General features: G+C 72.6%; 17 protein-coding genes. 5 read left to right on the forward strand and 12 right to left on the reverse strand.

The window, feature by feature from the left end:
• Positions 1-74: 74 nt before the first annotated feature.
• From BLQ67_RS09715 to BLQ67_RS09735, 5 genes are all read right to left on the reverse strand, one after another.
• Positions 75-1889 carry an LPXTG cell wall anchor domain-containing protein gene (locus BLQ67_RS09715; protein ID WP_092504612.1) on the reverse strand — a complete coding sequence of 605 codons (1815 nt, stop codon included), beginning with the start codon at positions 1887-1889 and terminating at the stop codon, positions 75-77.
• Between the two features lie 244 nt (positions 1890-2133).
• Positions 2134-2946 carry an exodeoxyribonuclease III gene (locus BLQ67_RS09720; protein WP_092504614.1) on the reverse strand — a complete coding sequence of 271 codons (813 nt, stop codon included), beginning with the start codon at positions 2944-2946 and terminating at the stop codon, positions 2134-2136.
• Between the two features lie 9 nt (positions 2947-2955).
• Entirely contained in the window at positions 2956-3288 is a 333-nt protein-coding gene (locus BLQ67_RS09725) for a hypothetical protein (protein ID WP_092504616.1), read from the reverse strand.
• Between the two features lie 96 nt (positions 3289-3384).
• Entirely contained in the window at positions 3385-4599 is a 1215-nt protein-coding gene (locus tag BLQ67_RS09730) for a hypothetical protein (protein ID WP_092504618.1), read from the reverse strand.
• Positions 4600-4642: 43 nt separating this feature from the next.
• Complete coding sequence (locus BLQ67_RS09735; protein ID WP_092504620.1) at positions 4643-5755, reverse strand: hypothetical protein; 1113 nt, start codon at positions 5753-5755, stop codon at positions 4643-4645.
• Positions 5756-6062: 307 nt separating this feature from the next.
• On the opposite strand from BLQ67_RS09735, the gene BLQ67_RS09740 reads away from it, so the two are divergent.
• The 3 genes from BLQ67_RS09740 (at position 6063) to BLQ67_RS09750 (ending at position 8320) form a co-directional block, all read left to right on the forward strand.
• Positions 6063-6614 (forward strand): DinB family protein, encoded by a 552-nt coding sequence (locus BLQ67_RS09740; RefSeq protein WP_092504622.1) that lies wholly within the window; start codon positions 6063-6065, stop codon positions 6612-6614.
• 137 nt (positions 6615-6751) lie between these two features.
• The gene (gene pyrE / locus BLQ67_RS09745; RefSeq protein WP_092504624.1) at positions 6752-7303 is read left to right on the forward strand and encodes an orotate phosphoribosyltransferase; all 552 of its coding nucleotides are present in this window, start codon (positions 6752-6754) and stop codon (positions 7301-7303) included.
• Between the two features lie 93 nt (positions 7304-7396).
• A complete protein-coding gene (locus BLQ67_RS09750) occupies positions 7397-8320 on the forward strand; it encodes an AEC family transporter (RefSeq protein WP_092504626.1) in 924 nt (307 codons plus the stop codon).
• A 1432-nt stretch (positions 8321-9752) separates the two neighbouring features.
• On the opposite strand, the gene BLQ67_RS09755 is transcribed toward BLQ67_RS09750, so the two are convergent.
• The 6 genes from BLQ67_RS09755 to BLQ67_RS16615 form a co-directional block, all read right to left on the reverse strand.
• Positions 9753-11135, reverse strand: coding sequence for a tripartite tricarboxylate transporter permease (locus tag BLQ67_RS09755; RefSeq protein WP_092504628.1), 1383 nt, complete (start codon positions 11133-11135; stop codon positions 9753-9755).
• Complete coding sequence (locus tag BLQ67_RS09760; RefSeq protein ID WP_092504630.1) at positions 11135-11572, reverse strand: hypothetical protein; 438 nt, start codon at positions 11570-11572, stop codon at positions 11135-11137. Before BLQ67_RS09760 ends, BLQ67_RS09755 begins: the two co-directional genes overlap by 1 nt.
• Positions 11569-12519: a hydroxymethylglutaryl-CoA lyase gene (locus tag BLQ67_RS09765; RefSeq protein ID WP_092504632.1), complete on the reverse strand. Its 951-nt coding sequence runs from the start codon at positions 12517-12519 to the stop codon at positions 11569-11571. The genes BLQ67_RS09760 and BLQ67_RS09765 overlap by 4 nt, the downstream gene beginning before the upstream one ends.
• Entirely contained in the window at positions 12516-13784 is a 1269-nt protein-coding gene (locus BLQ67_RS09770; RefSeq protein WP_092504633.1) for a hydroxymethylglutaryl-CoA reductase, degradative, read from the reverse strand. The genes BLQ67_RS09765 and BLQ67_RS09770 overlap by 4 nt, the downstream gene beginning before the upstream one ends.
• A 374-nt stretch (positions 13785-14158) precedes the next feature.
• Positions 14159-16000 carry a GAF domain-containing protein gene (locus tag BLQ67_RS16415; RefSeq protein WP_172802289.1) on the reverse strand — a complete coding sequence of 614 codons (1842 nt, stop codon included), beginning with the start codon at positions 15998-16000 and terminating at the stop codon, positions 14159-14161.
• A 14-nt stretch (positions 16001-16014) separates the two neighbouring features.
• Positions 16015-16398, reverse strand: a complete 384-nt coding sequence (locus BLQ67_RS16615) for a hypothetical protein (protein WP_172802290.1) — start codon at positions 16396-16398, stop codon at positions 16015-16017.
• Between the two features lie 113 nt (positions 16399-16511).
• Between BLQ67_RS16615 and BLQ67_RS09785 the strand changes: the two genes are divergently transcribed.
• On the forward strand, positions 16512-17939 hold the full coding sequence (locus BLQ67_RS09785) for a sugar porter family MFS transporter (RefSeq protein ID WP_092504635.1): 1428 nt from the start codon (positions 16512-16514) through the stop codon (positions 17937-17939).
• A gap of 166 nt (positions 17940-18105) precedes the next feature.
• The gene (locus BLQ67_RS09790) at positions 18106-18702 is read left to right on the forward strand and encodes a hypothetical protein (RefSeq protein ID WP_092504637.1); all 597 of its coding nucleotides are present in this window, start codon (positions 18106-18108) and stop codon (positions 18700-18702) included.
• A 168-nt stretch (positions 18703-18870) separates the two neighbouring features.
• On the opposite strand, the gene BLQ67_RS09795 is transcribed toward BLQ67_RS09790, so the two are convergent.
• Complete coding sequence (locus BLQ67_RS09795; protein ID WP_092504639.1) at positions 18871-19695, reverse strand: HAD-IIA family hydrolase; 825 nt, start codon at positions 19693-19695, stop codon at positions 18871-18873.
• Positions 19696-19817: the final 122 nt, after the last annotated feature.

The raw sequence follows: 19817 nt of genomic DNA on the forward strand, positions 1-19817 counted from the left end.
GTGCGGGCGACGCGGACGAGCCCACCCGCACGTCGACGGTCGACGTGCGAGTGGGCTCGATCGATGCGATCAGGTCAGCGCTGCGCGAGCACCCGCTGACGACGCACGACGAGCGTGACCGCGCCGGCTGCGAGCAGCAGCATGGCCGCGAGCAGCGAGCCCGTCACCTCGCCACCCGTCACGGGCAGCGAGCCTCCACCGGCGCCGCCGGCAGCGGGCGGTGTCGTGGGTGCGGGCGAGGCAGGCGGCATCGTGGGCGGCACTGCAACCGCGGCCACCGTGAACCCCTGACCCTCGGACGGCGCAGACCGGTCCGCGGCGTCACCCGTGAACTGGGTCGCCGATGCGACGTAGTCGCCGGCCTCGAAGTCCGCCGACGTCGTCCAGGTGCCATCCTCGGCGACCGTCGCGGTGACGACCGTCGGAGCCGCGAGCGCCGCGGTCGCGACGTCGCCGGTCGGCGCCTGCGCCGACGCGATGGCAACCTCGACCGTCGCACCGGCGATGCCCGTGCCCGAGAAGGTCACGGTCGCGCCGTCGACGACAGGCTCGTCGAGCGTCGGCGCAGCCAGCGGCGTGACGACGGGTGCGACCTCGAAGAAGATCGTGCGAGCGATCTCCTGCGCGACGCGCTCGCCGTCCGCGTCCTCCTGCTGCGTGAACGTGTTCGCGAACAGCTGGCCCTCGGGCAGGCCGTCGAAGATCGCGGTGACCTCGAACGCGCCGTCGTCGCCGACGATCGCCGTGCCTGCGACGGCCAGGCCGCCGCGACCGTCGAAGTACTCGACGACGATCGTGTTGCCGGGCTCGCCGGTGCCGACGTAGGCGACGCCCGCGCGCGGGTTCGCGATCGTGGTGCCCTCCTCGGGCGTCGCGAGCGTGAAGTCGATCTCCATCGCAGGCGCCTCGGGCAGCACGATGTCGACGAAGCGCGCGCCGGGGCGCTCGACGCCGTTCGCGTCGGTCGCCGCCGCGACGACCCGGATCTCCGTCTCGCCGAAGCTCGCGTTCGAGAAGTCGGTCGTCGGCACCGTCCACGTGCCGTCGTCCTCCACCGTCGTCTGGCCGGCGAGGTACGAGCCGAGCTGCTGACCCGAGTACCGCAGGGTCACGGTGTCGCCCGGCGCGCCGGTGCCCGTGAAGGCGGGCGTGATCGAGTCGACCATCTCGCCGCTCTCGGGGCTCGTGACAGTGAACGGGCTCGCCTCGACGGGAGCCACGGCGAAGTTGAACGTGCGACCGATCTCGGCTGCGACCGGCTCGCCCGCCGGGTTCGTCTGCTGCGTGAACGTGTTCGCGAACGTCTGGCCGGCAGGCAGGTCGCGGAACGTCGCGAAGACGTCGAAGCGACCGCCCTGGTCGACCTGGCCCGTGCCGGCCGTGGCGAGGCCGCCGCGGCCGTCGAAGTAGCGCACCGTGATGGTGTTGCCCGCATCGCCCGTGCCGACGAAGTGCACGATGTTGAGGAAGTCGGCGCGAGTCTCGCCCTCGACGGGCGACTCGAGCGTGAAGGCGTTCGCCGCCGGCACCGGGGCGGTGGGGAACGTGATGGTGATGAAGTACGTGTCGGTCTCGACGCCGCCCGGCGTCGTCTCGACCGCGCGCACGCGCGTCTCCGTCTCACCCGGATTCGCCGACGCGAACGACGTCGGCGTCGACCAGGTGCCGGCGTCACCGACGACCGTGCTGCCCGCGACGTAGCCGCCGAGGTTCTGACCGCTGTACGAGAGCGTGACCGTGTTGCCCGTCGTGCCGACGCCCGAGAACGTCGGGGTCGTCGAGTCGACCATCGAGCCGTTCGCAGGGCTCTGCACGGCGAACGGCTGCTCGACGGCGAAGGCCGAGGGTGCTGCGACCAGCGCGGCGGCGGCTGCGAGCGCCAGCGACACCCCCGCTGCGGCGACTCGAGATCGGAGGGAGAGGCGGCGACGCCCCTCCCATCTGGTGGTGGCGTGCGTCATCGTCGACTCTCTCTGCTCCGAAGCGGCGTCGGAAGCGAGGGACCTCGCAGCGACGCGCCTGTGCAGAAGGTTCGGTGCCGACCGTCGCATCAGCTTGTGCCGATTGCGCCAATGATTCGGCGAATTCCTTGCGCCCTTCGCGTCTGGCGTGGCGAAGGATCCTCAGCCAGCCCTAGAAGATCATCGGGCGATCGTCGTCGAGCTCGGTCTCGACGTCGATGTCGACCACGACGGGCACGTGGTCGCTCGGGGCGTCGCCCGCACGCTCGCCCGAGTCGATGCGGGCGCCCGTCACGAGCTCGGCGAACGGGGCGGTGCCGAGCACGAAGTCGATGCGCATGCCCTCGCCCTTCTGCCAGCGGCCCGCCTTGTAGTCCCAGTACGTGTAGCCGGCGGCGCGGTCGCGCACGACGTCGACCATGCCGAGGCGCTCGAACGTGCGGAACGCCTCGCGCTCGGGCTCGCTCACATGCGTCGACTCGGCGAACGCCGCGATGTCCCACACGTCGTGGTCGAACGGCGCGATGTTGAAGTCGCCCATGAGCGCGAGCGGCATGCGCTGCCACGTCTTCGCGTGCTCGGCGAGGATGCGCAGCCACTCGAGCTTGTACGCGAGGTGCGGATGCCCCAGGTCGCGACCGTTCGGCACGTACAGGCTCCACAGCCGCACGCCCTCGACGGTCGCCGCCATCGCGCGGGCCTCGACGACGGGCTCGCCCGTGTTCGCGTAGCCGGGCTGGTCGTCGAACTGCCGCACGACATCCACCATCGGCAGGCGCGACGCGATCGCGACGCCGTTCCACTGGTTCGTGCCGTGCGCCTCGACGTGGTAGCCGGCGGCCTCGAACTGCTCGTAGGGGAACTGGTCGACGCGGCACTTGATCTCCTGCATCGCCAGCACGTCGACGTCGGAGCGCTCGAGCCAGTCCACGATGCGCCCGACACGGGTGCGGACGGAGTTCACGTTCCAGGTCGCGACGCGCATGGGATCAGCCTATTTCGTGGGGCGGACATGGGATGCGCGGCGGCGCGCGTCCACCAGGTTGCCGAGGGCGACGATGCCGATCGGGCCCGCGATCGCGGCGAGGCCGCTGGCGATCGCCAGGAGGCGCAGCGCCAGGTCGACGTCGGAATCGGTGACGGCCGCCATGTATCGGTACAGCCACGCGCCGCGGCCGGTCGGCCTGTCGAGGTCGCCCTCGGTCGCGATCGAGCCCGTGATCCAGACGCCCGCGAGCCCGGCGACGAGGCCGACGGTCGAGAGCGCGAGCAGGAGACGCTCGACGTTCGAGAGCCGTCGCTCCGGCTCCCTGCCGCGTCTTCCCACGCATCCCCCTTCGTCCGTCTCGATCCTGGCAGGCGCACCACGACACGAGGCCCGCATCCCGTGCCGGGATGCGGGCCTCGCGCAGCGCGGCGGGGATCAGCCCGCGAACGCCATCTCGTTGGGCGCCGCATCCAGCGACGCGGTCGCGAGGGTCTCGCCCGAGTCGAGGTCGATCGCGACGATCTGCAGGCTGTCGGGATCGGTCACGTACGCCGTGTGGCCCTCGACGACGAGGTACGGGTGAGCCGTCTGCCACTCGATGGGGTTCTCCCACGCCTCGATCGCCGGGTACGAGGCGACGAGCTCGCCCGACTCGTCGATGCCGTGCAGCTGACCGTCGGTGCCGACGAACCACAGGCCGCCGTGGTGGTCGCGCTCGACCGTCTGCCACGTGTACTCGACGCCCTCGGGCAGGTCGACGATCTGCCACGTGCCCGCGGCGGTGTCGACGAGGCCGAAGCGGTGCAGCACGTTGCCCTCGGCGTCGGGGTCGTCGCGGTAGTCGGTGAAGGCGATCGCCGACTCGTCGGTCGTGTAGAGGTTGCCGACGCGGCCGAACTCGTCGGGGCTGTCGAGCTTCGTGAACGCGCCGTCGCCGTACAGCAGCACGCCGTCCTGGCAGCCGATGAGCACGTGCTCGTCGGCGGCGACGCCCTCGCCGTGCACGGAGGGGCACGACTCGTCGCGCGCGGTCTCGGTGCCGTCGACGTCGAGGATGCGCACGCCGGTGCGGGCCTCCTCGGTGCCGAGGGTCGACACGATCGTGCCGTCCTCCAGCTCGACGGCGACGCCGTGGTGCGCTGCCTCCGACTCGTGCGCCGTCACGTCGGCGGGCAGGGCGGCGCCGTCGGTGAGGCTGTCGGCGTCGAACGTCCAGAAGTCGCCGGTCGCGTCGTCGAAGAGCACCGTGCGGCCACCGTGCAGCACGACGTGACCGGGGGCGGCGCCCTCGAAGACCGCGCCCGTGAGCGCGGGGTCGGCGTCGGTCGACGCGCCCGTCGCGAGCACCTCGAAGCCGGCGCTCGTGCTGAGGAACACGTGCTCGCCGTCGCCTGCGGGGTTGACGCGCACGAAGTCGTCGTCGAGCGCGACGGTCTCGCCGATCTGCTCGAGCGTGTCGGCGTCGAGCACGACGACGCCGCCCTCGACGGCGAGGGCGAGACGGCCGGCGTGGTCGTGCGCCTCCTCGGCCGAGGGGTCGGATGCGGCGGGCTCGGCCTCGGCGGTCGAGCACGCCGCGAGGGCGAGCGCGGCCGCGGCGGCGACGGCGATGGCCGACGTCGTGCGCGTGCGGTGGCGGGGATGGTGCATGGGGTTCCTCTCGGTGGGGGATGGGTGGGGTGGAGCTCGTGGGTCAGCCGGTGACGGCGAGCAGCGTCGCGTCGGGGGCGAGGACCGTGACCTCGCCGTCGTCGAGATCGATCGCGACGGCGCCGTCGGCGGCGATCGCGAAGGCGCGGTCGGCGTCGAGGGCGATCGGATGCTGCGGGTCGACGCCGCTCGTGCCGGCGAGCTCGGCGTCCGTGGCGTCGAGCACGGCGAGCGTGCCGTCGGCGCGCACGACGACGAGGCGTTCGGCGTCGTCGCCGACGGCGGCGACCTGCGTCGCGGCGCCCGTCGGCACGAGCGTCCACGTGCGCGCTCGGGTGTCGAGCATCCATGCGCTCGCGCCGTCGGCGGCGAGGCCCGCGACCGTCGGGCGGTCGCCACGGCCCGTGAGGCTCGCGGGAGCAGGGGCGCCGTCGGGCATCGGGATGGGCTCGGCGGCGACGTTCGGGCCGTCGACCGTCACGAGCACGGCGCCCTCGGCGCAGAGCACGGCGGCGCCGACGCGCGTCGCGACCGCATCCCGCGGGTCCGTGCACGCGGCGAGCGGGGCGAGCGCGCCGGCGTCGACGAGGCCGACGGCACCGTCGGAGGCGGCGACGACGTGCCCTCCGACGACCGACGCGACGGCGCCGGGCGCGAGCGTGGCGAGGTCGGTGGCGGCGAGCTCGCCGTCGTCGAGCGCGTCGGGGTCGAGCGCGACGATGCGTCCGTCGGCACCGACGACGATCGTCGTCGTCGCGCTCGAGGCGATGCGCACCGGGCTCTCGAGGTCGAGCGTGCCGAGCACGCGCGGCGTGCCGACGTACGAGTGCGCGTGGTCGCCGTGCGGCACCGTCCAGGCGCCGCCGTCGACGATCGTCGCGCCGTCGGGCGTCGAGAGCGCCACGAGGCGGCCGTCGGTCGCGATCGCCGTGGCGCCAGGCACCTCGCCGACCGGCTCGGCGTCGCCCGACGCGACGTCGACGACCGTCACGGCGCCGTCGGCATCGACCGCGACGACGGTGCGCTGCGGGGCGTCGACCTCCTCGGCGCGGTCGGGCGCGGCGAGATCGGCCGACGCCGACGGCGTGGACGCGGGTTCGGGTTGCGGCGTCGCGCAGGCGGCGAGCGCGGTCGCTGCGGTCAGGGTCGCCGCCATGGCGAGGGTCAGGCGGCGGATGCGGATGGGCGGGGCGTCGGGGCGCGCTACGGCGGCGCGCGGCGGCGTGGGGATGCGGATGGGGGCTCCTCGGTCGGTGGTCGCTGTGGACCTGCGACGAAGTTATTGAGAATGATGCTCAATCGCAAGTCGAGGACGGCGCGCGAGATGCTGCGCAGCGGGTGGGCACGTGCGCATCGCGCGTGCCCACCCGCTCAGGAGCACTCCGCGCGCATCCACGACTCGCCCGCGACACGGCGTCACCCCATCCGCATCCCGGGCATGGCGCATCGGGCAGGATGAGCGCATGGCGCTGCCGCTCCGCGAGCTCTACCTCGACGCGCTCGAGCTGTTCACCGCCGAGGCGCTCGCGGCCTCGGACTCGCTCGGGCTGCCGTCGGCGTGCGAGGGGTGGGCGATCGCCGACGTCGTGCTGCACCTCGTCGAGACGCAGCGCGGCAACGTCATCGCGCCGCTCACGGGCGACGTCGCCCCCATCGGGCCCACCTCGGCCCGTGCCGACGTGGCCGCCGTGCGCGCCATCGGCGTCTGGGAGCGCACCGCCCGCGAGGCGATGGCCGCCGTCGACGCGTGCGACGACGATCGCCTGCCGCTGCTGTACTTCCCGACGATGGACCTCACGATGCACGCGTGGGACATCCGCTGGGGCGTCGCCCGCATCGGCCTCGCCGAGCGGCTCGAGCTGCCCGAGTCGCTGCTCGCGTTCGCCGAGGGGCTGCCGTCGCGCGTCGACTCCGACGCCGTGCGCTCGCCCGTCGCGTTCGCGGATGCGGTGCCCGCGCCGGCGGGTGCGTCGCGCACGACGGCGATCATGGCGTGGGCGGGCCGGCGGGTCTGAGCCCGCGCTGCGTTCGGCACGAGGCGACGCTGTGCGCGCCGTGCCGTGCGACACGCACCGGAAGGTGCTCTCAGCGTCGCCTCGTGCACGACGCCGCCGTGCACCGACCATGCCTCAGCCCTGAGTAGCCTGGAGCCGTGACCGCGCGCGACGACCTCATCCAGCTCATCCGCGACGAGGCCGTCTTCCACGGCGACTTCGTGCTGACCAGCGGCAAGCGCGCGACGTACTACGTCGACATGCGCAAGCTGTCGCTCGACCACCGCGGCGCCCCGCTCATCGGCGACGTGCTGCTCGACCTCATCGCCGACATCCCCGACGTCGCCGCGGTCGGCGGCCTCACGATGGGTGCCGATCCGCTCGCGAACGCCGTCATGCACCGCGGCCTGGCGCGCGGGCTCGCGGTGGATGCATTCGTGGTGCGCAAGGAGCCGAAGGACCACGGCCGCGGCCGGCAGGTCGAGGGTCCGGATCTCGCGGGCAAGCGCGTCGTCGTGCTCGAGGACACCTCCACGACGGGTGGCAGCCCGATCAAGGCGATCGAGGCGCTGCGCAAGGTGGGCGCCGAGGTCGTGGCCGTCGCGGTCATCGTCGACCGCTCGACGGGTGCGCAGGCGGCGATCGAGGCGGCCGGCGTCGAGTACCGCGCGGCGATCCACCTCGCCGACCTGGGCCTCGACCCCCAGTGACCCCACAGATGTGAGGTTTTCGGCCTCTTTTGACATCAAAAGGGGCCGAAAACCTCACATCTGTGCCGAGCAGGACGAGACGAGAGGAGACGGATGGGCGGCGTGCTCATCGGGTTCGCGATCATCGCGTTCGTGATCCTCGTCGGCTGGCTGCTCGCCCGCGCGAAGGTCGTCTCGCAGGACGACCGCCTCGTGCTCAACAAGGTCGCGTTCTTCGGCGCGAGCCCCGCGCTGCTGTTCACGGTGCTCGCCGCATCCGACATCCGCGTGCTGTTCTCGGGTGTGCTGCTCGTCGCGCTGCTGATGTTCGTCGCCGTCGCGCTCATCTACATCGTGATCGCGCGCCTGCTCTTCACGAAGGACGTCGGCCGCATCGCGATCGGCGCCTCGACGTCGGGCTACTCGAACGTCAACAACATCGGCCTGCCCGTCGCCGTCTACGTCATCGGCGACGCGCAGTTCGTCGGCCCCATGATCATGCTGCAGCTGCTCGTGCTCGCCCCCGTGCTGCTCGGCGTGCTCGACGTCGTGCGCGCCGGCAAGGCGTCGTTCTGGGGCATCGTCACGCAGCCGCTGCGCAACCCCATCCTGATCGCGTCGGTGCTCGGCGCGCTCGTGTCGCTCACGGGGCTGCAGATCCCGGATCCGGTGCTCGCGCCGCTCGGGATCCTCGGCGGTGCTGCGGTGCCGCTCATGCTGCTGGCGTTCGGCATCTCGCTCGGCGGCGACAAGCCGCTGCGGCGCGGCTCGGGACGCAAGGAGATCCTGCTCGCGACGGCGCTGAAGTCGTTCGCGGCGCCCGCGATCGCGTTCGTGCTCGCGCGCTTCGTGTTCCAGCTGCCTGCCGACCTCGTCTACGCGTGCACGGTGATGGGCGCGCTGCCGACGGCGCAGAACATGTACCAGTACGCCCTGCGCTATCAGACCGGTCAGGTCGTCGCGCGCGACGTCATCCTGCTCACGACGATCCTGTCGCTGCCGGTGATGCTGCTCGTGGCGTGGCTGCTGCATCCGTAGCGCTGCGCGTCGAGCGCTTCGGCCCCGTGGGTGCCGTTCGTTGCGAGGTCACGACTTTCGGGGTTCGATTGGCCCACTAGGAGCCGGGAGGTCGAGTTTGGTGAGGTTCGTCGATGTTGATCCGGACGTGTTCAAAGCAAGAGAACGCCCACGCTGGGCCGCGCTCGTTCAAGCGCTGGAAAGTGTCCCGCCTGATTTCTCCTTCACTCGGCCCGGGCGGGGCTTCTTGGCGCGGGTCGGTGCGTGGGCGCTGATCGGAGCCGGTCTACTGGCACTGTTGTTGCTCCACATGGCCACGAGCGAGCCGAGTTTGGCTGTCCTCGGTTACCTCTCGCCCTTTCCGCTCTGGGTGGGGCTCCCATGGATAGTGGGCGCTCTAGTGAACTCGCCTCGCAGAAAACGCCGGACCGCGTTGGAAGTGCGCATGCGGACATTCCTCGTCGACAGCGACTACGAGGGTCGCAAGAGGCGCAGGGACGCGAGACGAGCCGAGCGCGACAGGGATGATCGTCGCTACTACCCACGCGCACGGAGTCGTGGCAGTCGGTTCCGCTGAATGCGGTTCTTGCGCCTGGTCGACGCCGGACTGGGAGCGGAGGGGCGGGCCCAGCCCGCAGAGCCATCATCGCGGTCACGGTCAGCACCACCAAGTCGAACGAATCCGCATGCTTGGTGCGATCAGAGATCGTCGTCTCGTGCGTGACTCCGGGAAGACAATGTGTCGAGCTGCGGCAGGCGGCGTCTGTGGATGATGTTTCCGACTGTCGCCGGACTTCGCGAGATAGCGTTCGAATCGTGACCGCTGAGTACCACTCCATCTGGCAGGTCTTGCCGCAGGCGACACGCGACCGTCTGAGACGAGGGGAAGATGCCACGCACGAAGACGCGGCAGCCATCCTGCGCGCACCCCACGGGTCGAAGTCACACGTGCGCTGGGTGGAGCAGCCAGAACCGGGGAGCTGGCAGTTGACCCCCGAGTGCCGGTGGTGGTGTTCGCAGCAGTCATCCGGTCTGTAAGTTGTAGCGCGACGCAGAGTTGGCCGCCTCGGGCGCTGGACGGCCTCGTAGGTGTCGAGGTTTGCGCAGGCGATGGCCAACCCGTCTTCAGTGCGTGGGTTAGTCCGCGCTCTCTCTGGCCGACGGGTGAGTACTCCCCGGACGGTTCCGCCGTCCCGTATCGCCGTCGCGGCTACGCGCCGTCTGGCGTCGGGCCAAAGGCGAGCGCAGCCGTTGTATCTCTGCAGCAACGTGCGGCACTCTTTCGTCTTCGGGCCCATCGCCCTCGGCCCGACGTCGTCACCGCGCGACCTCGGGCACTCAGCAACCTCGATCTCGCCGGAGGCTGGCTGATCGCCGAGGACCGCACGCGCGCCGCCGCAGACGCGCTCGCTCGAGCGTCCTGCGGACCGGTTGCGGACTCAGCGACAGCGGGTCAGGCCAGCAGCGCCGTGATCGCCGGGACGGTCAGCACCGCCACGTAGTAGCCCATGAACTGCACGCCCGTGTGCATCTGCACGAGCTTGTTGAGCAGGCCTCCGACGAGGCCGACCGTGATCGCCACGCCCAGCGCGACGAGGCCGCCCTCGTAGAGGCAGATCACGACGATGAGGCCCGCGAACGCGCCGATGACGGCCTCGTGCGAGACCGTGCGCATGATCCACGCGGCCGCCCGGTGCGCCTGCGTCATCGCGAACGGGTAGCAGAGCACCACGGCGATGATCACGGCGAGCAGGCCGAACACGAGGAACTGCCACGGCTCGAGCATGTCGTGCAGGTTGCTCGAGGTGCCCGCCTCGGCGTCGATCGTGTACACCGGCGGGGCGTTGAACAGGGGCGCGGCGGGACCGGCGGCGACGGGCGACAGCGGCAGGCCGATCGCGATGAGCGGGATGAGGGTCTCGGCGATGTACGTCGACTCCGTCGTGCCGTTCTTCACCGACATCATCGTCGTGAGGCGGCGGTAGCCGTTCTTGATGCGGCCCGCGAACGTCTCGCCCATCAGCACGGTCATCGCGACGGGCGAGAACACGAACGTCGCCGACGACACGACCGCCGCGCCCGCCGTCGAGGCCGCCTGCCGGGCGTCGAGCACCTGCAGGGGGTTCGGGATGCGTCCCGACCACGTGCGCGAGTCGGCCGCGAGCTCGAACGTGCGCGGCGCATCCCGACGCATGCCCGCGCGACCCGAGGGGGCGAGCGCGAGGAAGAGGTCGGCGATGAGCGGGCCCGTCGCGATGCCGAGGAAGAACGCGATCGACAGGCCGCGGTCGAGCGCCCCGGTCGCGAACGCCTGCAGGCCGACGACGAGCAGCACGAACGGCACGAGCGCCACGAGGGCGGCCCAGCGACCCTTCGACAGCACGGCGATCGCGGCGGCGGCCGCGAGGAACAGCCACGGCGCGACCGCGGTGATGGCATCGGAGAACGGCGTGAGGATCCACGCGAACAGCACCGCGACCGGCACGGCGATGACCGCGGCGACCACGCCGCCCGAGATGGCCTTGCGCAGCGCGATGTGCGGCACGCCCAGCTCGCGCAGCAGCTGCGCATCCCGCAGCAGCGGCGCGGCGAGCGTGTCGCCAGGGATGCCCAGCAGGGTCGTGGGGATGGCGTGCGTGATGTGCTTCGCCGACACCGCGGCCATGAAGAACGCGAAGACGCCCACGGGCGGCACGCCCAGCAGGATCACGAGCAGCGTGATCGGCGCGACCGTGGCGGTCTCGTCGGTGCCCGAGACGAGGCCGAGGAGGCCGAACACGATGGCGCCGACGAGCGCCATGGCGGCGGCCCAGGCGAAGAGCTCGAGGATGTCCATCAGGCGGCACCCTCCGCCTCGACGCGGCGACGGTGCTGCGCGGCGAGGTCGTCGTACAGGCCGAGCGCCTTCACCTCGGCGAGGATGCGCTCGGGCAGCTCGTCGGGATCGCCGAGCGGGCCGATCTCGGCCTCGATCGCATCCATCGCCTCCTGGCGCGAGCCCTCGGTGCTCGTGCCGATCACGACCGAGCGCTTGGGCGCGAACAGGCGCGCGGCGATGACGGCGGCGACGACGCACGCGCCGATGCCCGCGAGCAGCGCGTACGAGCGCTGCAGGCCCGGCGCGACGTCGGTCTGCGCGAAGCCCCACTCGGCGAGCAGGAACACGGGGGCGCCGAGGCCGACGCCCAGCACGATCGACAGCACGAGGTGGCGCTGGTCGACGGTGTCGCCCCACACCTCCAGCAGCCTCGAGGGGGTGGGCGGCTTGGTCATGCTGGCTCCTTCGCCGAGAGCGCGCGGGCGACGCGCGAGGGGGTCGGGCGGTCGAGCGCCGTGGACAGCCACGCGCTCGTCTCCGTGAGGGCGTCGAGGTCGACGCCCGTGCGCACGCCCATGCCGTCGAGCATCCATACGAGGTCGTCGGTCGCGAGGTTGCCGGTCGCCGAGCGCGCGAACGGGCAGCCGCCGACGCCCGCTGCCGCCGCGTCGAACGTGCGGATGCCGGCCTCGAGGCCTGCGAGCACGTTCGCCAGGGCGGTGCCGTACGTGTCGTGCATGTGCAGCGCCAGGTGGTCGAGGGGGATGCCGTCGGCGGCGAGCGCGTCGACGACGCCGCGCACCTGGCCGGGCGTCGCGACCCCGATGGTGTCGCCGAGCGACACCTCGTCGACGCCCCACTCGTGCAGCAGCGTCGCGACCCGGGTCACGTCCGAGACGGGCACGTGTCCCTCCCAGGGGTCGCCGAAGACCATCGACAGATACCCTCGCACGCGCACGCCGTCGGCACGGGCATGCGCCACCACCTCGCGCGCCGCCGCCTCCGTCTGCGCCCGCGCGGCGCCGAGGTTCTCGCGGCTGAACGTCTCGGTGACGCTGAGGAACACCGCCACGTCCTGCGCGCCTGCGGCGCGGGCCGCGTGGTAGCCGTGCAGGTTCGGCGTGAGCACGGGCGTGCGGATGCCCAGGTCGGCGACGCCCGCCAGCACCGCATCCGAGCCGGCCATCTGCGGCACGCGGTCGGCCCGCACGAACGAGCCGACCTCGATCACGGGGAGGCCCGCGCCGGCGAGCATGCGGATGGCGTGGATGCGGTCGTCGACGCCGAGCGCGATGCGCTCGGCCTGCAGGCCGTCGCGCGGCGCGACCTCCCAGATCGTCACGGCGTCGGGCGTGCCCGGCAGCGGCGCGCGCTCGGGCAGCCCCACGTCGCGCACGCTCATCGGCTGGCCCGCAGCGCGGCGAGCTCGCGCTCCGCGACGTCGGCGCGCACGGCGCCCGCTGCGACGATGCGGGCGGCGAGCGCATCCACCTCGTCGGCGCTCGCCCCGGCCGACACGGCGACGTTGCGCGCGTGGAGGCCCATGTGGCCGCGCTGGATGCCCTCGGCCGACAGCGCGCGCACGGCGCCGATGTTCTGCGCGAGGCCCACCGACACGACGATGCGCGCGAGCTCGTCGGCGGTCGTCACCTCGAGCATCCGCACCGCCGCCTGCGCCGCCGGATGGCTGCGCGTCGCCCCGCCGACGAGGCCCACGGGCATCGGCAGCTCGAGCGTCGCCGAGAGGCTGCCGTCGGCATCCCGCTCCCACGTCGACAGCGACCGGTACTGCCCGTCGCGCGCGGCGTGCGCGTGGGCGCCCGCCTCGACGGCGCGGGTGTCGTTGCCCGTCGCGAGCACGACGGCCGTGACGCCGTTCATGATGCCCTTGTTGTGCGTCGCCGCCCGGTACGGGTCGTCGTGCGCGAGCGCGCCCGCCTCGAGCATGTTCGCCACGACCTCGGGGCCGCCGATGTCGTCGGGGCGGATGCGCACGCGAGCGCGGGCGAGGCGCAGGTCGGCCTTGTTCGTGAGGATGCGCAGCAGGTGCCTGCCCTCGGCGATGCTCGCGAGCAGGGGAGCGGTCGCCTCCGCCATGGAGTTGACGGCGTTCGCGCCCATGGCGTCGCGCACGTCGACGACGAGGTGCGCGACGAGGTGCGTGCGGTCGCGCCCGTGGATGATGCGCACGTCGACGCGGCGGGCGCCGCCGCCGTGCTCGACGAGGCGCGGGTCCTGCGCGTTCGCGAGCTCGAGCACCTCGGCCTCGCGCTCGAGGATGCGCGCGCGGGCGGCGTGCACGTCGGCGACGCCCAGCAGCTGCACCTGCGCCTGCATGAGCGGGCCGGTCGTCGTGGTGGTGAAGCCGCCCGTCGCTCGGGTCATGCGGGCGACGTTGCTCGCGGCGGCGATCACCGATGGCTCCTCGGTCGCCATGGGCACGAGCACCTCGCGGCCGTCGACGATGAGGTTCGTCGCGACGCCGACGGGGATGCCGATCGTGCCGATCGCGTGCTCGACCATGCGGTCGGCCTGGGGCAGGTCGATGCCGCCGCCGAGGAAGGCTGCCAGGTCGTCGGTCCCGATGCCGAGCTCGGCCGCGACGGCCGCGCGGCGCTCGGCGGGGGCGAGGGATCGGAGTCCGCTGAGACGGGAGGTGCGTGCCACGGTTGCCCTTCTTGGCGCGCGTCGTCGCGCTGCCTCGCTCAGTGAAGCGGGGGTGGGGGATGGAGAGGGTGTCTCGGGCGGACACATCGGGATGGGTGTCGGTGTCCTCTGTCTTCGCCCACGTCGTCGGGCGTCATCCCCGCCGCTCCCTGAGGTGCGAGCGGAGGAGGGAGCGGTCTCGAGGGGAGCGGAGGCTCCCCTTCCAGCTGGTCGAGGAGCGCAGGCGCGCAGCGCCTCCGCGTCGCGAGACCACGTGACGCGCGTGCTCGGCGCGACCATGCACGTGGCTGTGCAGGAGCGGCGGTCGCGTGGTCTCGTGACGCGTGCTCGCCCAGGGGCTCGCGCGCTCCTCGACCGGCTGGTGGGGAGCGGCGTCAGCGGGAGAGCAGCCGGCGGGCCAGCTCGAGGCGCACCGCCACCTCGGTGCGGAAGCGCGCCTCGGGGGCGGTCCACGCGTCGCCGAGCAGGGCGCGGATGCGGCCCGCCCGCTGCTTCACGGTGCTCGGGTGCACCTGCAGCGCCGTCGCCGCGGCGTGCACCGAGCCGCGTGCGTCGAGCAGCGCCTGCATCGTCTCGACGAGCGCCGTGCCGCGCTCGGCATCCCACGCGAGCACCGGTGCGAGCACGGCGTCGATCGACGCGGCCGCCGCGGCGCCGTCGCCGAAGAGTCCTGCGTACGGCGCGAGGGCAGCGGCGTCGACGGCCCCGGAGACGCCGAGCCCGGCAGCGAGGCGGGCGCTTGCGATCGCGCGCGAGGCGGCGTCGGCGGCACCGGCGAGCGTCGCCGCCGCGGCGCCGGCGGCGAGCGGCGCCGGCCCATCGCCGTCGGCGACGTCCGAGCGAGCCGGCGCATCCGCCCCGACCGTGCCCAGCACCTCCGCCGCCGCGTCCGCGGCCACGCTCCCGGGCACGAGCACGACGAGCCCATCGGGCGTCGGCGCCGTGAGCCATGCGGCACGGCGGCCGGCGATCGCGACCCAGCGGGCGCGCGCATCCGCCGTCGCGGGCACCGCCACCGCGACCCAGGGCGCGTCGATCGCGAAGCCGCGCGCCGCGGCCCGCCGCAGCGCCGCGGGGGAGGCGCCGTCGAGCAGGTCGAGGGCGAGCTCGCCGCGCACGCGGTCCTCGGCATCCGCGACCGCCGAGCGCTGCACGGCGAGGAACGCGAGCACGAGCGCCGCGCGCTCGACGGTGCGGCGGCGCACGCCGTCGAGCGGCGCCGACCCGCGGCCGACGAGCAGCGCGCCCGGGCGCTCGCGCGACGCGAGCACAGGCGCGACGAGCTCGACCGCGCCGTCGACCGATGCCGCGACGCCGTCCCGCGCCGCCGCGGCCAGCGCGCGCCCGAGCGCCGGCACCGCATCCGCCAGCGCAGCATCCCCCGCGACGAGCCGACGCGACTCGTCGAGCAGCGTCACCGGCCGGTCGAGCGCCGACGCCAGCGCCGACACGATCGCCGCGGGCTCCGCGCCATCGACCGCCGCCCGGGCGAGCTCGGCGTGCAGCTCGGCCGCCCACTCCGTGTGCCTGCGCCGATCCTCGGCGAGCGACGACGCGGCCGCGACGTCCTCGAAGAGCGACGCGATCTGCAGCACGATCGCCGCGTGCCCGCCGAAGGTCGACAGCAACGCGATCTCGTCGGCCGTGAACCGATGCGCCGATCGCGTCGCCGCGAACAGCACGCCCAGCACGCGGTCGTGCGCCACGAGCGGCACGCCCAGCAGCGACCGCAGCCCCTCCTCGGCGAGCACGTCGTCGATGATCGCGTCGTGCGGCAGCGTCGCCTGCGCGTACTCCTCGACCCACTGCGGCGTGCGCGTGCGCACCGCGAGGCTCGCGACGCCCACGCCCGCCGGCACGACCATGCCGAGGAAGCGCGGGGATGCGATGCCGCGCGTCGCGCGCACGTACAGCTGGTCCTCGCGCTCCTCGTACGCCGACAGGTAGGCGACGTCGACGCCCATGAGCTCGAACGCCCGGTCGACGATGCGCTGCAGCATCGCATCGACCTCGTGCACGTCGAGCAGGTCGCGCGTCGACGCCATGACGGCGCCCAGCTGCACGTCGCGGCGCACGAGGCGCTCGCGCTCGTCGAGCAGGCGCCGCATCGCCGCGGCGTCGGAGGCGTCGGGCAGCGCGGCGCGGATGCGCGCGTCGTCGACCGGCACGCCTGCGACGGCGTCGTCGAGCATCCTCGACAGCGGCGACGCATCCATGGGTCGATCGTGCCCTATGGCGCGGGCGGCCACTCCGTGAGCGGTGCGGCGGGCTCGAGCACGCCCGGCTCGACCGGCACGGGCACCTCGTACCGAGCCGGTGCCGGGCCGTCGACCGAGCCGAGGCGGTCCTCCACGAGCACGACGCGCGCGCACGACAGCTCGGCGATGCGCGTGCGCACCTCGCGGCCCTCCTCGATCGCGTACGACCACGTGCCGTCGAGCCAGGCGATCGAGTGCTCGTCGAGCATCGTCTCGATCGTCAGCCACTCGCCGGGCTCGCCGAGCGCGCGGCCCAGCAGGTCGTGGGCCTGGAACAGCCCGCCCTCGGCGAGATGCACGTAGCCCACGGTCTCGCCGTCGGCGCGTGCGTGGGGCATCCAGTCGTCGGGGATCACCGCGCGACCCTACCGCGCGACGCCCTCGCGCGCAGCCCGCGCGCACGGCGTGCGCGAGGGGCGTAGCGTGCCGGGGCACGGGATGCGGAAGCGACGGCGAAGGAGCAGCGATCATGGCGAGCGACGGGCACAGCAGGGTCAACGCGAGGGTCATCGGCATCGCGATCGCCGCGGCGCTCGGCGGCTTCCTCTTCGGCTTCGACACCGCCGTCATCAACGGTGCCGTGGATGCGCTCGCGGGCGCCTTCGACCTCGGCGACGCGCTCAAGGGCTTCGCCGTGTCGTCGGCGCTGCTCGGCTGCGCCGTCGGCGCGTGGTTCGCCGGTCAGGTCGCGAACCGCTTCGGCCGCATCCCCGTCATGCTCGTCGCCGCCGCGCTCTTCCTCGTGTCGTCGATCGGGTCGGGCCTCGCGTTCGGCGTCGTCGACCTCATCATCTGGCGCGTCGTCGGCGGCCTCGGCGTCGGCGCCGCATCCGTCATCGCGCCCGCGTACATCGCCGAGGTGTCGCCCGCGCACGTGCGCGGCCGGCTCGGCTCGCTGCAGCAGCTCGCGATCGTGCTCGGCATCTTCGCCGCGCTGCTGTCGAACGCCGCCCTCGCGGCGACGTCGGGCGGCGCCGCCGAGCAGCTGTGGCTCGGGCTCGACGCGTGGCGGTGGATGTTCATGGCCGAGGCCATCCCCGCCGTCGTCTACGGCGTCATGGCCTGGCGACTGCCGGAGTCGCCACGCTTCCTCGTCGCGCGCGGCGACGTCGACAAGGCGTCGCAGGTGCTGCTCGACTTCACGGGCGAGCCCGACGTGAACATGCGCATCGAGCAGATCCGCACGTCGCTGCAGCGCGAGGACCGCGAGTCGCTGAAGGACCTGCTCGGCCGCCGCCTCGGCCTCAAGCCCATCGTGTGGGTCGGCATCCTGCTGTCGGTGTTCCAGCAGTTCGTCGGCATCAACGTGATCTTCTACTACTCGACGACGCTGTGGCGGTCGGTCGGGTTCGACGAGTCGGATGCGCTGTTCACGAGCGTCATCACGTCGGTGACGAACATCGCCGTGACGATCGTCGCGATCCTCATCATCGACCGCGTGGGCCGCCGCCTCATGCTGCTCGCCGGCTCGGCGATCATGGCGGTGTCGCTCGGCACGATGGCCGTCGCGTTCTCGTTCGCGACGTTGGATGCGGAGGGCGCGGCGACGCTCACCGGGCCGTGGTCGACGATCGCGCTCGTCGCGGCGAACCTGTTCGTCGTCGGCTTCGGCGCGACCTGGGGACCCGTCGTCTGGGTGCTGCTGGGCGAGATGTTCCCCAACCGCATCCGCGCCGGCGCGCTCGCCGTCGCGGCGGCGGCGCAGTGGGTGGCGAACTTCGCGATCTCGACGACCTTCCCGGTGTTCGCCGAGATCGGCCTCACGTTCGCGTACGGCTTCTACGCCGTGATGGCGGCGCTGTCGTTCGTCTTCGTGCTGTGGCAGGTGCCCGAGACGAAGGGCGTCGAGCTGGAGGACATGTCCGAGGAGCTCGAAGTGCGCAAGCGCGGGTCGTGAGGCCGCCCGCGCTGACTGGTCGCAGTTTCCCAGTGACTGGTCGCAGTTGCACCACACTGGTCACGGTTTCGGTGCAACCGCGACCAGTGTGCGCGCAACTGTGACCAGTCGGGGTGCACGAGTGACCAGTCCCCGCTTCGCGCGGGCGCAGGGCTAGCGTGGAGGGATGCTGCGCGAGCGCCTGTACCCGACGCCGCGGGGCGTCGTGCTGGGGCAGGCGGGCACGGGGTGGCTCGGACTGATCTCGTCGTGGGTGCTGCTCGGCTTCGGCTCGGTGCTCACGGCGCTCTCGGGCTCGGGACTCGCCGATCTGTCGCTCGCGTGCGACGCATCCATCCGCGTCTGCGGCGCTGCGGCGTGGGGCGGCGTCGTCGCCGGCGTCGTGACGCTCGCGGTGTCGGTGCTCTTCTCGATCGTGATCGCGCGCGGCTTCGGGCCGCCCGTGCGGTGGTGGATCGTGCCCGTCGCGGTCGGCACGCTCGGCGCGGGGCTCGCGCTCGGTGCCCTGCTCGGCTCGGGCGCCGTGTCGGTGCCGCTGCTCGCATCCGGCCTCGTGGTGCTCGCGCTCGCGATCGCGCTGGGCATCCTGTGCCTCGGCCGGGGCAAGGCCGCGATCTACGGATGGGTGCGGCTCGACGGGCTCTCGGGACGCGAGGTGCCGATGCGCGGCGTCGAGGTGCTGCTGCCGGCTGCGGCCGCGGTCTCGTTCGCGGCCGCGGCTGCCTTCGCGGTGCACACGGCCCGCCTGCTCGCCTCCGGCTGAGCCCGCGTCCTGCATCGACTGGTCAGAGATGCGCGGTGACTGGTCGCTATTGCACCGAAACTGCGACCAGTGTGGGGCAATTGCGACCAGTCAGCCGGAAACTGTGACCAGTCAGCACAAGAAGTGGCCAATCGACCGCGAAGGCGGCCAGTCGGCCCAGCCCGAGGGTCAGACGTCGGCGTGCGGCGGCTCCGCGTCGACGTCGGACTCGTGCGGCTGCGCCGACACGAGCTCGTGCACGCCCGACACGATCTCGTCGGGGCGGAAGGGGTACTGGTCCATCGACGACTGCGTCGTGATGCCCGTCAGCACGAGCACCGTGTGCAGGCCCGCCTCCATGCCGGCGATGATGTCGGTGTCCATGCGGTCGCCGATCATGCCCGTGTTCTCGGAGTGGGCGCCGATCTTGTTGAGGGCCGAGCGGAACATCATCGGGTTCGGCTTGCCGACGACGTACGGCACCTTGCCCGTCGCGGCCGTGATGAGCGCGGCGACGGCGCCGGTCGCGGGCAGCGGTCCCTCGGCGCTCGGGCCCGTCGCGTCGGGATTCGTCGTGATGAAGCGCGCGCCGGCGTCGATGAGCCGGATGGCCTTCGTGATCGCCTCGAACGAGTAGTCGCGCACCTCGCCGACGACGACGAAGTCGGGGTCGGTCTCGGTCATGGTGAAGCCGGCGTCGTGCAGCGCCGTGATGATGCCGGCCTGGCCGAGCACGTAGGCGGAGCCGCCGGGCATCTGCTGCTTGAGGAAGTCGGCGGTGGCGAGCGCCGACGTCCAGATGCGCTCCTCGGGCACGTCGAGGCCGGATGCGCGCAGCCGGGCTGCGAGGTCGCGGGGCGTGAAGATCGAGTTGTTCGTGAGCACGAGGAACTCGGTGCCGTCGTCGGTCCACTGCTGGATGAGCGCCTGCGCGCCGGGGAGCGGATGGCTCTCGTGGACGAGCACGCCGTCCATGTCGGTCAGCCAGCACTCGATGTCGGAACGATCGCGCATGTCCCCACGGTAGTCCGCGAAGCCGTGGCGGGGGAGTGCTGGCGCGATGCGTTCGCCCATCGTGCATCTCCCGCGATCGTCGGAGAGATCCTTCGATCACCGAAGGACTTTCGAGACGCCTG

Source organism: Agrococcus jejuensis, from assembly GCF_900099705.1.
GTDB lineage: Bacteria > Actinomycetota > Actinomycetes > Actinomycetales > Microbacteriaceae > Agrococcus > Agrococcus jejuensis.